Annotated in this window: 11 protein-coding genes; 9 read left to right on the forward strand and 2 right to left on the reverse strand. The window is 71.4% G+C overall.

From position 1 onward, the window contains the following. Window positions 1-42: 42 nt before the first annotated feature. Together ABT171_RS11660 and ABT171_RS11665 are read right to left on the reverse strand one after the other, a co-directional pair. Window positions 43-1,374: an FAD-binding oxidoreductase gene (locus ABT171_RS11660; protein ID WP_351242386.1), complete on the reverse strand. Its 1,332-nt coding sequence runs from the start codon at window positions 1,372-1,374 to the stop codon at window positions 43-45. 70 nt (window positions 1,375-1,444) lie between these two features. Continuing rightward, window positions 1,445-3,247 carry a glycoside hydrolase family 15 protein gene (locus ABT171_RS11665; protein WP_351242940.1) on the reverse strand — a complete coding sequence of 601 codons (1,803 nt, stop codon included), beginning with the start codon at window positions 3,245-3,247 and terminating at the stop codon, window positions 1,445-1,447. A 571-nt stretch (window positions 3,248-3,818) separates the two neighbouring features. Between ABT171_RS11665 and pyrG the strand changes: the two genes are divergently transcribed. The 9 genes from pyrG (at window position 3,819) to ABT171_RS11710 (ending at window position 14,561) form a co-directional block, all read left to right on the forward strand. Beyond that, window positions 3,819-5,486, forward strand: a complete 1,668-nt coding sequence (gene pyrG, locus ABT171_RS11670) for a CTP synthase (RefSeq protein ID WP_351242388.1) — start codon at window positions 3,819-3,821, stop codon at window positions 5,484-5,486. Window positions 5,487-5,569: 83 nt separating this feature from the next. Next, complete coding sequence (locus ABT171_RS11675) at window positions 5,570-6,196, forward strand: NUDIX domain-containing protein (protein ID WP_351242390.1); 627 nt, start codon at window positions 5,570-5,572, stop codon at window positions 6,194-6,196. 165 nt (window positions 6,197-6,361) lie between these two features. Next, on the forward strand, window positions 6,362-8,425 hold the full coding sequence (locus ABT171_RS11680; RefSeq protein WP_351242392.1) for a tetratricopeptide repeat protein: 2,064 nt from the start codon (window positions 6,362-6,364) through the stop codon (window positions 8,423-8,425). 138 nt (window positions 8,426-8,563) lie between these two features. Then, window positions 8,564-9,688: an alanine dehydrogenase gene (gene ald / locus ABT171_RS11685; protein WP_351242394.1), complete on the forward strand. Its 1,125-nt coding sequence runs from the start codon at window positions 8,564-8,566 to the stop codon at window positions 9,686-9,688. A 379-nt stretch (window positions 9,689-10,067) separates the two neighbouring features. Beyond that, window positions 10,068-11,201 carry a ParA family protein gene (locus ABT171_RS11690; RefSeq protein WP_351242396.1) on the forward strand — a complete coding sequence of 378 codons (1,134 nt, stop codon included), beginning with the start codon at window positions 10,068-10,070 and terminating at the stop codon, window positions 11,199-11,201. Continuing rightward, on the forward strand, window positions 11,186-11,734 hold the full coding sequence (locus ABT171_RS11695) for a hypothetical protein (RefSeq protein WP_351242398.1): 549 nt from the start codon (window positions 11,186-11,188) through the stop codon (window positions 11,732-11,734). The genes ABT171_RS11690 and ABT171_RS11695 overlap by 16 nt, the downstream gene beginning before the upstream one ends. Before the next feature lie 18 nt (window positions 11,735-11,752). Then, window positions 11,753-12,784 (forward strand): segregation and condensation protein A, encoded by a 1,032-nt coding sequence (locus ABT171_RS11700; RefSeq protein ID WP_351242400.1) that lies wholly within the window; start codon window positions 11,753-11,755, stop codon window positions 12,782-12,784. After that, window positions 12,781-13,443, forward strand: a complete 663-nt coding sequence (gene scpB / locus ABT171_RS11705) for an SMC-Scp complex subunit ScpB (RefSeq protein ID WP_351242402.1) — start codon at window positions 12,781-12,783, stop codon at window positions 13,441-13,443. Before ABT171_RS11700 ends, scpB begins: the two co-directional genes overlap by 4 nt. Beyond that, on the forward strand, window positions 13,443-14,561 hold the full coding sequence (locus ABT171_RS11710) for a pseudouridine synthase (RefSeq protein WP_351242404.1): 1,119 nt from the start codon (window positions 13,443-13,445) through the stop codon (window positions 14,559-14,561). Before scpB ends, ABT171_RS11710 begins: the two co-directional genes overlap by 1 nt. Window positions 14,562-14,609 lie beyond the last annotated feature (48 nt).

A 14,609-nucleotide genomic window follows, 5' to 3' on the forward strand; every position in this document is an offset into this window, starting at 1 on the left:
AGCGGACGCTACCTGCGCAAACGCCCGCGGGACAGCTCCAGGCTAGATCGGCCGGATGTTGTGGTTGAAGCGGAAGACGTTGTCGGGGTCCCAGCGCCGCTTCACCTTCCCCAGCCGCAGCAGGTCGCCCGCTCCCAGGCCCGCCCGGACGCGCTCGGGTCCCTCGTCGCCGATGAGGCCGAGGGGGACGGCACCGGTGCTCCAGGGCCGTACCTCGGCACCCGCGTCCCGCACCCAGGCCACGGCCCGCTCGTCATCGGCCGGGTCCGTCCAGCGGGCGAAGGGGTGCACCAGCCAGGGCGCCTCGCGGTAGGGCACCGGGTACGCGGCCGGACCGGTGGCGACCGCACCGCCCAGCGGAAGGAGCATGTGCCGGCATCCGCCCGGCACCGGCATGGACTGCGCCCGGGTGCAGAAGACGTCCACCAGCTCGTCCGGCAGGTCCGTCAGGCACTCCGCCGACCAGTGGGCCCGGCCGCCCGTGGGGTACAGCAGGCGCCCGGCCTCGGCACCGGTCAGCTCCGCCGTGTGCGGCAGCGCCAGCAGGGGTTCGGCGAGCCGGCGCAACCCCGCCCCGCCACCGGCGTACGTCAGCAGCACGCCGCACCGCACCCCGTCCGGAGCCGCGTACAGCACCGCGCCGCCCACCTCGTCGGGGCCGGTACGGATGATCTCGCGGAAGGCGCGGACCACGTCCGGGCCGGACCCCGGCGGGTACCGCAGCAGCACCGCCGAGAACTCCGGCAGCTCGTGCAGCTCCAGCGTGAGCGCCGTGGCGACGCCGAAGTTGCCGCCCCCGCCGTGCAGCGCCCAGAACAGCTCGGGGTTGTTGTCGGCGCCGGCGTGCACCCGCTCGGCGTCGGCGGTCACCAGCTCGACCCCGGTGAGGCCGTCCACGGCGAGGCCGAAGACCCGGTCCAGCCGGCCGGTGCCGCCGCCGAGCACGAAGCCGCCGACCCCGGTGGCCGGAGCCCGGGCGCCGGTGCTCGCGAGGCCGTACGGCCGGGTCGCCCGGTCCAGGTCGCCCGTCGTGGCGCCGCCCTCGACCCGGACCGCCTCGGCCGCCGGATCGACGGTCACGCCGCGCATCCGGCGCAGGTCCACCACCAGCGCACCGTCGACCCGGGCCCCCGCCAGGCCGCACCCGCCGCCGCGCACCGCGATGTGCAGGTCCAGTTCACGCGCGAAGCGGACGGCCCGGACCACGTCGGCCGCGTCCGCGCACTGCGCGATCACGGCCGGACGCCGGTCGGGCAGGGCGCTGAAGACGCCCCGGGCGTCGTCGTAACCGGGGTCCCCGGGGGCGAACACGTCGCCGGCCAGCTCCTCACGGAGTGCGGCGAGCGCCGTGTGCGCCGTGGAACGGGTGGCCATGGCCGGGCCCCCTTCCAGGAGGGGTCACCTTCCAGCCTAGGGGCCTTCCGTCAGAAGCCCCCTGGGGCCGCTAACCGCCGTACGCCCCGGACGCCGTCAGCCGCAGCGCCGTATCGATCAGAGGCACATGGCTGAACGCCTGCGGGAAGTTGCCCACCTGCCGCTGCAGGCGCGGGTCCCACTCCTCCGCCAGCAGGCCGAGGTCGTTGCGCAGCGCGAGGAGCTTCTCGAAGAGCCTCCTCGCCTCGTCCACGCGGCCGATCATCGCCAGGTCGTCGGCCATCCAGAAGGAGCAGGCCAGGAAGGCGCCCTCGTCGCCGGGCAGACCGTCGACGCCCGCGTGGTCGCCCTCCGTCGGGTAGCGCAGGATGAACCCGTCCGGCGTGGACAGCTCGCGCTGGATCGCCTCGATCGTGCCGATCACCCGCTTGTCGTCCGGCGGCAGGAAGCCCATCTGCGGGATGAGCAGCAGCGAGGCGTCCAGCTCCTGGGAGCCGTAGGACTGCGTGAAGGTGTTGCGCTCCTTGTCGTAGCCCTTCTCGCACACGTCCCGGTGGATGTCGTCGCGCAGTTCCTTCCAGCGCTCCAGCGGGCCGTCCGCGTCCCCGGACTCGATCAGCTTGATGGTGCGGTCCACCGCGACCCAGGCCATCACCTTGGAGTGCACGAAGTGCCGGCGCGGGCCGCGCACCTCCCAGATGCCCTCGTCCGGCTGCTGCCAGTGGTCCTCCAGATAGCGGATCAGCTTCAGCTGCAGCAGCGAGGCGTAGTCGTTGCGGGCCAGGCCCGTCATGTGCGCCAGGTGCAGGGCCTCGGTGACCTCGCCGTACACGTCCAGCTGGAGCTGGTGCGCCGCGCCGTTGCCGACCCGGACCGGGGCGGAGGACTCGTAGCCCGGCAGCCAGTCCAGCTCGGCCTCGCCCAGCTCGCGCTCGCCCGCGATGCCGTACATGATCTGCAGGTTCTCGGGGTCGCCGGCGACCGCGCGCAGCAGCCACTCGCGCCAGGCGCGGGCCTCCTCGCGGTAACCGGTGCGCAGCAGGCTCGACAGGGTGATCGCGGCGTCGCGCAGCCAGGTGTAGCGGTAGTCCCAGTTGCGCACGCCGCCGATGTCCTCCGGCAGGGAGGTCGTCGGCGCGGCGACGATGCCGCCCGTGGGGGCGTACGTCAGGGCCTTCAGGGTGATCAGCGAACGGACCACCGCCTCGCGGTACGGCCCGTGGTACGTACAGTGCTCGACCCACTCGCGCCAGAACGCCTCCGTCGCCTCCAGCGAGGCCTCCGGCTCCGGCAGCGACGGCGGCTCCCGGTGCGAGGGCTGCCACGAGATGGTGAACGCGATCCGGTCACCCGGGGCGACCGTGAAGTCGGCGTACGTCGTCAGCGACTTCCCGTAGGTCTCGGCCTCCGTGTCGAACCACACCGAGTCCGGTCCGGCGACCGCCACCGTGCGGCCCTCGTGCTTGTGCACCCAGGGCACGACCCGGCCGTAGGAGAACCGCATCCGCAGGGCCGAACGCATCGGCACCCGGCCGGTGACACCCTCCACGATCCGGATCAGCTGAGGCGCGCCCTCACGCGGGGGCATGAAATCGGTCACGCGGACCGTGCCCCGCGGGGTGTCCCACTCGGACTCCAGGATCAGCGAGTCGCCCCGGTAGCTCCGCCGGGCGGCCGTGGGCGGCTGCACGTCGGCCGCGTGGGCCGGGCCGAGCCGCCAGAAGCCGTGTTCCTCGGTGCCCAGCAGACCGGCGAAGATGGCATGCGAGTCGAAGCGGGGCAGGCACAGCCAGTCCACTGTGCCGTCCCGGCAGACCAGTGCCGCGGTCTGCATGTCTCCGATGAGTGCGTAGTCTTCGATGCGCCCGGCCACGTGCAACTCCAGTCGAACGGCCACGTCACCCCCGCGCAGGGGGCTGTCGCTAGTGCGGTCAAGGGGTCGTTGTTGTGCGTCGTTGAGCGGTGAAGCAAAGCAGCCTGCCGAGCCCTGAGGCAACACGACAGTCTTTGCTCAACGAACTGCCGCGCTCTCGTTGTTCCGGGTGGTGCAGGCGGGGGTGTGCCGTCGTTCCGGCCGGGCTCGGCAGCGAGTGTCCGAGCAGGATACGACGCACGTAGATGATCTGCGTGCCGCTCCGGGCAACCGGTGTGGTCCGAACGGGTGAGCAGCTGGTGATAACCATGTGACGTGTGCGTGCCTGTGCTGACACCTGGGGCGACCCGCACCGTGCCCGGGCCTCGTACCGGGGCGGTGGGCGAGCCGCCCGTGCCCGGGTGAGCGCGGAGCGTGGCCGGAAGCCATCTCGTCCAGGCGCTGATACCCTGGTAGCCCGTGGACCGGTGGGCCCGAAACCCCCGAACCGCAGCGACGGCACCCCCGGAGATCTCCGGGACGGCAGCCGCACCGCACGACAGACCGCGACCACGGGAGCCCCCTCTTGGCCATGCCGCCCGCTGCTTTCCGAAACAGCACAGCCACGACGACCAAGCACATCTTCGTCACCGGGGGTGTCGCCTCCTCGCTCGGCAAGGGCCTGACCGCCTCCAGCCTGGGCATGCTGCTCAAGGCCCGCGGCCTGCGCGTGGTGATGCAGAAGCTGGATCCGTACCTGAACGTCGATCCGGGCACCATGAACCCCTTCCAGCACGGTGAGGTCTTCGTCACCAACGACGGCGCCGAGACCGACCTCGACATCGGACACTACGAGCGCTTCCTCGACCGCGACTTGGACGGCTCTGCCAACGTCACCACCGGCCAGGTGTACTCGACCGTGATCGCCAAGGAGCGGCGCGGCGAGTACCTGGGCGACACCGTGCAGGTCATCCCGCACATCACCAACGAGATCAAGCACCGCATCCGGCGCATGGCCACCGACGAGGTGGACGTCGTCATCACCGAGGTCGGCGGCACCGTCGGCGACATCGAGTCGCTGCCGTTCCTGGAGACCGTCCGCCAGGTCCGCCACGAGGTCGGCCGGGACAACGTCTTCGTCGTGCACATCTCGCTGCTGCCGTACATCGGCCCGTCCGGCGAGCTGAAGACCAAGCCGACCCAGCACTCCGTGGCCGCGCTGCGCAACATCGGTATCCAGCCGGACGCGATCGTGCTGCGCTGCGACCGCGAGGTCCCGACCGCGATCAAGCGGAAGATCTCGCTGATGTGCGACGTGGACGAGGCCGCCGTGGTCGCCTGCCCGGACGCCCGCTCGATCTACGACATCCCGAAGGTCGTGCACGCCGAGGGCCTGGACGCCTACGTGGTGCGCAAGCTCGACCTGCCGTTCCGCGACGTCGACTGGACGACCTGGGACGACCTGCTGGACCGCGTCCACAACCCCGACCACGAGATCACCCTCGCGCTGGTCGGCAAGTACATCGACCTGCCCGACGCCTACCTGTCGGTGACCGAGGCGCTGCGCGCCGGCGGCTTCGCCAACCGGGCCCGCGTGAAGATCAAGTGGGTCACCTCGGACGACTGCAAGACCCCGGCCGGCGCCAAGGCCCAGCTCGGTGACGTCGACGGCATCTGCATCCCGGGCGGCTTCGGCGACCGCGGTGTGCTCGGCAAGGTCGGCGCGATCCGCTTCGCCCGCGAGAACAAGATCCCGCTGCTCGGCCTCTGCCTCGGCCTGCAGTGCATCGTGATCGAGGCCGCGCGCAACCTCGCCGACATCCCGGACGCCAACTCCACCGAGTTCGACCCGGCCACCGGCCACCCGGTCATCTCCACCATGGCCGAGCAGCTGGACATCGTCGCCGGTGAGGGCGACATGGGCGGCACCATGCGGCTCGGCATGTACCCGGCCAAGCTGGCCGAGGGCTCGATCGTGCGCGAGGTGTACGACGGCAAGGAGTACATCGAGGAGCGGCACCGCCACCGCTACGAGGTGAACAACGCCTACCGCGCGGAGCTGGAGAAGAAGGCCGGGATCCTGTTCTCGGGCACCTCGCCGGACGGCAAGCTGGTCGAGTACGTGGAGTACCCGCGTGACGTCCACCCCTACCTGGTCGCCACGCAGGCGCACCCCGAGCTGCGCTCGCGGCCGACGCGTCCGCACCCGCTGTTCGCCGGCCTGGTGAAGGCCGCCGTGGAGCGGAAGATCTCGCAGTAGCACAAGAGTTGTACGGTGGCCGGGGCGCGCGGGTTCAGAACGATCGCGCCCCGGCCGCTTTGCATGTGTGGGAAGGACAGGGCATGACGATCAAGGACACCGCCGAGGCGTGGGAGATCCGGGCGACGGAGACCCCCTTCACGGGCAACAAGACCTCCGTGCGCACCGACGACGTGGTCATGCCCGATGGCTCGGTGGCCCGCCGCGACTACCAGGTCCACCCCGGCTCGGTCGCCGTCCTCGCCCTGGACGAGGAGGACCGGGTGCTGCTGATCAACCAGTACCGCCACCCGGTGCGGTACCGGCTGTGGGAGATCCCGGCCGGCCTGCTCGACGTGCCCGGCGAGAACCCGCTGCACGCCGCCCAGCGCGAGCTGTACGAGGAGGCGCACGTCAAGGCCGAGGACTGGCGGGTGCTGACCGACGTCTACACCACGCCCGGCGGCTGCGACGAGGCGGTACGGATCTTCCTCGCCCGCGACCTGTCCGCGGCCGAGGGCGAACGGTTCGCGGCGGAGCACGAGGAGACCGACATGGAGCAGGCACGGGTACCGGTCGACGAACTGGTGCGCCGTGTCCTCGCCGGCGATGTGCACAACAACTGCCTGGTCGTCGGCGTCCTCTCGCTGGTGGCCGCCCGCGCCGGCGACGGCCTCGACGCACTGCGCCCGGCCGACGCCCCCTGGCCGGCCCGCCCCTTCACGCCCTGACCGGCACCCGTACGGCGTACTGGTGTGACGATCGCCTGATCCGATCGGGGGACCCGTCCGCCATGCTCCTCCCAGCACGTCGCAGAGCGTGAACTAGGCTTTTGCAACGCCCGTACCGGGAAGATCCGGCGGGCTCGCGCGTGCGGTGGGACGGGAGTGTGGCCCGTGACGGATCAGGCGGTGGACACAGGCTTCGTGCGGCTGTCGGCGCACGCGGACGCGGACGACCGATTCCTGGGCCGTACAAGGGAGTTGAAGGAGCTGCGCGCCGACATCGAGCGCGCCGGCCTGGACACCCTCTCGGGCCGCAAGGCACCCCGCGCGCGCGTGCTGCTGATCGCGGGGCGCCCCGGCTCCGGCCGCACCGCGCTCGCCGAGGAACTCGTACGGCAGGTGGCGCACCGTTACCCCGACGGGGTGCTGCGGGCCCGGCTCAGCGAGCCCGACGGGACCCCCGTCCCCCTCGCCCGCACCGCCCGCGAGCTGCTCGCCGCGCTGGAGCTGCCCGCCCCGGCCGGCGCCGCCGAGGACGACCTGACCGAGGCGCTGCGCACCGCCCTCGCCGACCGGCGCGCCCTGCTGCTGCTGGACGACGCGGCCGGCGCCGAGCAGGTCGACGCACTGCTCCCGGAAGCCCCGGACTGCCTGGTGGTGGCCGTCTCCTCGGGCCCGCTCACCGGCATCGCGGACGTCCGGCCCTGCACCCTGGGCGGCCTGGACACCAAGTCCGCGGTGGAACTGCTCACCCGCTACACCGGCGCGGTCCGCATCACGGTCGACCCGCGCTCCGCCGAGAGCCTGGTCGAGGCCTGCCAGGGCCATCCGGCCGCGCTCGTCCTGGCCGGCGGCTGGCTCGCCGCCCGTCCCAAGTCGGCCGTCTCCGACCTCGCCAAGCGGCTGCACACCGCCGACGACGGCACGGACGGCACCCCGCTGGCCCGCGTCTTCCGGCATGTCCGCGGCGAGCTGCCCGGTCCGGCCGCCCGGATGCTGCCGCTGCTCTCCCTCGCGCCGGCCGGCCTGATCGACCCGCACACGGCCTCGGCCCTCGCCGGCTGCTCGGTCGGCGCCGCCCGCGCCGTCCTGGACGACTTCGTCGCCCTCGGTCTGCTGCGCGCCGTGGACTCCCCGCTGCCGCTGTACGACGTCCCCGGCTGTCTGCACCCGCTGCTGCGCGCACTCGCCGAGAGCCAGGAGCGGCCCGCGGAGCTGCAGCTGGCCCGGGCCCGGATGCTGGAGCGGACCGTACGGCTGCTGCAGTCCTGCCGGGCGATCACCGAGACGGACAGCCCCCAGGCCCGGGAGAAGCTGAACGCGATGCCCCGCGAGATCCGCTTCCCCAATCCCCGGGCGGCCGCCGACTGGCTGCTCGTCCGGCGGCCCGCGCTGCTGGCCTCCGCGCGTCTCGCCGTGGCCGACGGCGAGCTGGACACCCTGGCCCGGCGGCTGATGTCCCAGCTGGTCAGGGCCATGGTCGCGCATGTCGGCACCCAGGCCGCGGCCGCCGATCTCTACGATGTGCACAGCCTTGTCCTGGATGTCGCCGAGCGGCGCGGCCTGGTCCGGGAGAAGGCCGCGGCGCTGCTGAACCTCGGCGATGTGGACGCGCAGACCGGCCGTACCCGGGCGGCGCTGGCCCGGTACCGGCTGGCACTGGATGCCGGACGCAGGGCGAACGACCCGTACGCCACCGGCCGCGCGATGGAATCCGTAGGTGGCGCGTACCAGGAGCTGGGGGACTACGACCGGGCCGCCGACTGGTTCGGCCGGGCCCTCGCCGAGCGGCTGGCCCGCGGCGAGCGCGAGCAGGTCGCCCGGCTGTACGGCCGGATCGCCGCCACGCACACCTACGCGGGCCGCTACGGCGAGGCCCTCAGGAACTGGCGGGCCGCCGTCGCCGGCCACCGCAGGAGTGGCGATGTGGCGGCCCACGCGCGGGCGTTGAGCGAGCTGGCCCGGGTGCAGGAGTACGCCGGGCGGTTCGAGGAGTCGCTGCGCACCTGCCAGGAGGCGGTGGAGTGGGCGCGGCGTGCCGAGGACGTCCGGTTGCAGGCCGCGGTGCAGCTGCGGCTGGCCGACACCCTGGAGCACCTCGGCGACCCCACCGCCGCCCGTCTGCACCGCGCGGCGGCCGGGCGCATGCTGGACGAGGAGGCCCAGGACAGCGAGGCAAGTCCGAATCAAGACGCTAACGCCTGCGAAATCCGCAGTACACCTCCTGAAGATTGATGCAATGAAAGGCTAGACACGCGGAACGCCTTCATTAGACTGGCTCTGCCGCACGTTCTCCTGCGGTGTCTCCCGGTGTGCCCTGCATGCCTGGGTATGTCTTGTAATGCACCCCCCATACCCTCTGAGCCAAGGACCGTGATCGACGTGAAGGTCGGCATCCCCCGCGAGGTCAAGAACAACGAGTTCCGGGTGGCCATCACCCCCGCCGGTGTGCACGAGCTGGTGCGCAACGGCCACCAGGTCGTCATCGAGCGGGGCGCCGGCCTCGGCTCCTCGATCACGGACGAGGAGTACGTCTCCGCCGGCGCCGGGATCCTCGACACCGCCGACGAGGTGTGGGCCGCCGCCGACCTGCTGCTGAAGGTCAAGGAGCCCATCGCGGAGGAGTACCACCGCCTCCGCAAGGACCAGATCCTCTTCACCTACCTGCACCTGGCCGCCTCCAAGGAGTGCACGGACGCGCTCATCGAGTCCGGCACCACGGCCATCGCCTACGAGACGGTGGAGCTGCCGAACCGCGCGCTGCCGCTGCTCGCCCCGATGTCCGAGGTCGCGGGCCGCCTCGCCCCGCAGGTCGGCGCCTACCACCTGATGCGCGCGGCCGGCGGCCGTGGCGTGCTCCCCGGCGGTGTCCCGGGCGTGACCCCCGCCAAGTGCGTGGTCATCGGCGGCGGCGTCTCCGGCTGGAACGCCACCCAGGTCGCCGTCGGCATGGGCTTCGACGTGACCCTGCTCGACCGCGACATCAACAAGCTGCGCGAGGCCGACAAGATCTTCGGTACGAAGGTCAAGGCGATCATGTCCAACTCCTTCGAGCTGGAGAAGGCCGTCCTCGACGCCGACCTCGTCATCGGCGCGGTCCTCATCCCGGGCGCCAAGGCCCCGAAGCTGGTCACCAACGAGCTGGTGGCCCGCATGAAGCCCGGAAGTGTTCTTGTCGACATCGCGATCGACCAGGGCGGCTGCTTCGAGGACTCCCACCCGACGACGCACGCCGAGCCCACCTTCCAGGTGCACAACTCGGTCTTCTACTGCGTCGCCAACATGCCCGGCGCGGTGCCCAACACCTCCACCAACGCCCTCACCAACGCGACGCTTCCGTACATCGTCTCCCTCGCCAACAACGGCTGGGTCGAGGCGCTGCGCCGCGACGCCGCGCTCGCCAAGGGACTCAACACCCATGACGGCAAGGTCGTTTACAAGGAGGTCGCAGAGGCACACGGCCTTGAGCACGTGGAGCTGGAGTCCCTGCTCGGCTGACCCAAAAGGCGATTCGTCAACACGACTCGTCAACAGCGCACGCCCGGCCGGACCTTGCCCGACAAGGTCCGGCCGGATGTGTGTATGGTCACTTTGCGACTCTCGGTCAACTCGCCTCGAACGTAACCCTTCGACCGATTCGCACACCGGTGAAACCTGCTGTGCGACGGCCGTACGCCCTTGACAGCGGGATGTTTCATTGCCGACACATCCTGCCGGGTCCGGCGGATTGTGTTGCTGCGGACCGCCGACACGCCATAGAGTCGCCAACCGTCGGCATGGTGCCACGCTGACCTTGTCTAGAAGTTTCCTGGTCACCAAGGAGGTAAGACGACTTGTGAATGAGTCGACATTTTCTCCCGGGGGTGGTCAACCAGGAATGCCGGTACGGGGCCAGGGCCCCACGGGATTCGAGGCTGTCGGCTCCGTAGCTGTGCGCACCTTCGCAGCCCACCAGAGTCCGGGACCGCAGACCGCCCGGACAGCACACCAGAGCATGGATGGCCATCACGTGAACGCCATGGCCGGCGACGGAAGTGGCGCGCCCCACAACCACTTCGCCGACTACGACGAACTGCCCGAGGGGCACTTCTACGACCCCGACGCCGAGTACGAGCCCGATCCGGAGTACGCGGCCACGCTCGCGCCCGACGCGGCCCGCCAGCGCCGTGAGCGCATCGGGCCGACCGGACGCCCGCTGCCGTACTTCCCGATCCCGGGCCCGCTGACCGACCACGGCCCCGCGACGATCATCGCGATGTGCAACCAGAAGGGCGGCGTCGGCAAGACGACGTCGACCATCAACCTGGGTGCCGCGCTCGCGGAGTACGGCCGGCGCGTGCTGCTCGTGGACTTCGACCCGCAGGGCGCGCTGTCGGTGGGACTCGGCGTCAACCCGATGGAACTCGACCTCACCGTCTACAACCTGCTCATGGAGCGGGGCATGTCCGCGGACGAGGTCCTGCTGAAGACGGCGGTCCCCAACATGGACCTGCTGCCCTCCAACATCGACCTGTCGGCCGCGGAGGTCCAGCTGGTCTCGGAGGTCGCGCGCGAGTCGACCCTCCAGCGGGCGCTCAAGCCGCTGATGTCCGACTACGACTACATCGTGATCGACTGTCAGCCCTCGCTCGGCCTGCTCACCGTCAACGCCCTGACGGCCGCTCACAAGGTGATCGTGCCGCTGGAGTGCGAGTTCTTCGCCCTGCGCGGGGTGGCCCTGCTGACCGAGACCATCGAGAAGGTCCAGGAGCGGCTCAACCCCGAGCTGGAACTGGACGGCATCCTCGCCACGATGTACGACTCGCGCACCGTCCACAGCCGCGAGGTCCTGGCCCGTGTGGTCGAGGCCTTCGACGACCACGTCTACCACACGGTCATCGGCCGCACGGTCCGCTTCCCGGAGACCACGGTCGCCGGTGAGCCGATCACCACCTACGCCTCCAACTCCGTCGGTGCCGCCGCCTACCGCCAGCTCGCCAGGGAGGTGCTCGCCCGGTGTCACGCCGAGTGAGTCTGCCCGGGGCCGACGAACTCTTCCGTACGACAGGGGGGATGGCACTTCAGCCGTCGACTCCCCGGCGCGGGGCCAACGGTGAGGCCCGGGTGCCGGCTCCCGCGGGGGAGAGCGACGACATGGCCGCCGCCGAGGACGCGCCGCAGTCGGTGCCCGTCCAGGGCGGCGACGGAGAGGGCGCGGAACACACCGCGGCGGAGGCGGAACCCGCCGACGCCGGCGAGTCCCGTACCCGGCCGGCCAGGCGGCAGACGGCGCAGGAAGGCGCCGGGGTCGCTCAGCCGCGCAAGCGGGGGCGGGCGGCGGCGCGGCGGCCCAGTGGGCGCGAGCGGCACGACGAGAAGATCACGGTGTATGTCTCGGCCGAGGAGCTGATGGACCTGGAGCACGCCCGGCTGGTGCTGCGGGGCGAGCACGGTCTCGCGGTCGACCGCGGGCGCATCGTCCGCGAGGCGGTGGCCGTGGTCCTGGCCGACCTGGAGTCCCGTGGGGACGCGAGCATCCTGGTACGGCGGCTGCGGGGGCGGTAGGGGTAGCCTGCGGGGGCCATGACCTCGAACGACGTTCCCCTCCCCGGCGCCGGAGCCGGCCGTCGGCGTGCGCTGGGGCGGGGCCCGGGGGTCGTACCCGCACCGGAACCGGAACCGCACGTTCCCGCACCGGAACCCGAACCGCACGTTCCCGAACCGGAACCGCACGTTCCCGCACCGGAACCCGAACCGCACGTTCCCGAACCGGAATCGCACGTTCCCGAACCCGAGGAACCCCGCGACGGTGTCTTCAAGGTCCGGCTCGCCAACTTCGAGGGCCCCTTCGACCTGCTCCTCCAGCTGATCTCCAAGCACAAGCTGGACGTCACCGAGGTGGCCCTCTCCAAGGTCACCGACGAGTTCATGGCGCACATCCGGGCCATGGGGCCCGACTGGGACCTGGACCAGACGACCGAGTTCCTCGTCGTGGCCGCCACCCTGCTGGACCTGAAGGCGGCCCGGCTGCTGCCCGCCGCCGAGGTCGAGGACGAGGCCGACCTCGCGCTGCTGGAGGCCCGGGACCTGCTGTTCGCGCGGCTGCTGCAGTACCGCGCGTACAAACAGATCGCCGACATCTTCAACCGGCGCCTCGACGACGAGGCCCGCCGCCGGCCCCGTACCGTCGGCCTGGAACCGCACCACGCCGAGCTGCTGCCCGAGGTCGTCATCAGCATCGGCCCCGAGGGGTTCGCCAGGCTCGCGGTCAAGGCGATGCAGCCCAGGCCCAGGCCGCAGGTCTACGTCGACCACATCCACGCCCCGCTGGTCAGCGTGCAGGAACAGGCCGGGATCGTGGTGGCGCGGCTGAAGGAGCTGGGGGAGGCGAGCTTCCGCGCACTGGTCGAGGACACCGACGACACCCTCACCGTCGTGGCCCGGTTCCTCGCCCTGCTGGAGCTGTACCGCGAGAAGGCCGTCGCCCTGGAGCAGGAGGCCGCGCTCGGGGAACTGCTCGTGCGCTGGACCGGCGGGGACGCCGACACGGCACCGATGGTCACCGACGAGTTCGACCGGCCGCCCGAGCCGCCCAAGGAGGAGAAGAAGCCGTGAGCGAGCAGACCACGGGGGTTCCGGCCGGGTTGCGGGACGTGTCCGGTCTCGACCTCAAGCCCGCCCTGGAAGCCATGCTCATGGTCGTGGACGAGCCCGCGACCGAGGACCACCTGGCGAAGCTGCTGGAGCGGCCGAAGCGGCAGGTCGCGGACGCGCTGCGGGAGCTGGCCGACGAGTACACCGTCCAGGGCCGCGGCTTCGAGCTGCGGTACGTCGCGGGCGGCTGGCGCTTCTACACCCGCGCCGAGTACGCCCCGGCCGTCGAGCGGCTCGTCCTGGACGGCCAGACCGCCCGGCTCACCCAGGCCGCGCTGGAGACCCTGGCGGTGGTCGCCTACCGCCAGCCGGTCAGCCGCAGCCGCGTCTCCGCCGTACGCGGGGTCAACTGCGACGGCGTGATGCGCACCCTGCTGCAGCGCGGTCTGGTCGAGGAGGCGGGCACGGAACCCGAAACAGGTGCGATCCTGTACAGGACGACGAACTACTTCCTGGAGCGGATGGGCCTGCGTGGCCTGGACGAGCTTCCGGAGCTCGCGCCCTTCCTCCCGGAGGCGGAGGCGATCGAGGCCGAGACCCAGGAAGGGGTTCCGTCGTTCGACCCGGACGCGCCCGACGCGCCGGGTTACGAGGACGCAGACGACCAGACGGAACTTTGATGCGAAGCAGCAGCGGCAGGAACAGCAGCGGAAACAACGGCGGGAGCCGTGGTGGCAACAGCGGCGGCCGCGGCGGGAGCAGCGGTGGCCGCGGTAGCTACCGCGGTGCCGGGAACAACCGCGACGACAAGCCGGGCGGCCGTCCGAAGAAGCCGCGCCCGGAGGAGCGGCGTTACGACGTGGGTCCCGGCGCCACCCAGGACGGCCCGAAGTCGGGCCGCGGCGCCTCGGCCCGCGGTGGCGCCAAGGGCGGCCCCAGGCAGGGCCGGCGCTCCGGTGACCGGACGGCGCCCTCGCGTTCGCGCGAGTACGAGACGCGGACCGAGGAGCGCAACCGGGAGCGGTACGCGGGCAAGAAGGACATCAAGCTGCCCAAGACCTTCCCGGGCGCCGAGCAGGAGGGCGAGCGGCTGCAGAAGGTCCTCGCGCGCGCCGGCTACGGCTCGCGGCGGGCCTGCGAGGAGCTGATCGAGCAGGCGCGGGTCGAGGTCAACGGCGAGATCGTGCTGGAGCAGGGCCGCCGGGTCGACCCGGAGAAGGACGAGGTCAAGGTCGACGGCCTGACGGTCGCCACGCAGTCGTACCAGTTCTTCTCGCTCAACAAGCCCGCCGGTGTCGTCTCCACCATGGAGGACCCCGAGGGGCGCCAGTGCCTCGGGGACTACGTCACCAACCGCGAGACCCGTCTCTTCCACGTCGGCCGGCTGGACACCGAGACCGAGGGCGTCATCCTGCTCACCAACCACGGCGAGCTGGCGCACCGCCTCACGCACCCGAAGTACGGCGTGAAGAAGACCTACCTCGCGGCCATCGTGGGCCCGATCCCGCGCGACCTCGGCAAGCGCCTGAAGGACGGCATCCAGCTGGAGGACGGCTACGCGCGCGCGGACCACTTCCGGGTGGTCGAGCAGACCGGCAAGAACTACCTGGTCGAGGTGACCCTGCACGAGGGCCGCAAGCACATCGTGCGGCGCATGCTGGCGGAGGCCGGCTTCCCGGTGGAGAAGCTGGTGCGCACCTCCTTCGGCCCGATCACCCTGGGCGACCAGAAGTCGGGCTGGCTGCGGCGCCTGTCCAACACGGAGGTCGGCATGCTGATGAAGGAAGTCGACCTCTAAGCCGATCCCCGAAACGCCCTTGCCGTGATCACCATTTCCCTTTATGGT

Origin of the sequence: Streptomyces sp. NPDC001851 (assembly GCF_040297165.1) — a bacterium.
Classification (GTDB): domain Bacteria; phylum Actinomycetota; class Actinomycetes; order Streptomycetales; family Streptomycetaceae; genus Streptomyces.

What these genes read in the sequence shown, in the direction of transcription:
- ABT171_RS11690 (WP_351242396.1), top strand. Translation starts at nt 10,068, where the DNA reads ATGCCGGTACGGGGCCAGGGCCCCACGGGATTCGAGGCTGTCGGCTCC.
- ABT171_RS11675 (WP_351242390.1), top strand. Translation starts at nt 5,570, where the DNA reads ATGACGATCAAGGACACCGCCGAGGCGTGGGAGATCCGGGCGACGGAG.
- ABT171_RS11660 (WP_351242386.1), bottom strand. Translation starts at nt 1,374, where the DNA reads ATGGCCACCCGTTCCACGGCGCACACGGCGCTCGCCGCACTCCGTGAG.
- ABT171_RS11710 (WP_351242404.1), top strand. Translation starts at nt 13,443, where the DNA reads ATGCGAAGCAGCAGCGGCAGGAACAGCAGCGGAAACAACGGCGGGAGC.
- pyrG (WP_351242388.1), top strand. Translation starts at nt 3,819, where the DNA reads ATGCCGCCCGCTGCTTTCCGAAACAGCACAGCCACGACGACCAAGCAC.
- ABT171_RS11700 (WP_351242400.1), top strand. Translation starts at nt 11,753, where the DNA reads ATGACCTCGAACGACGTTCCCCTCCCCGGCGCCGGAGCCGGCCGTCGG.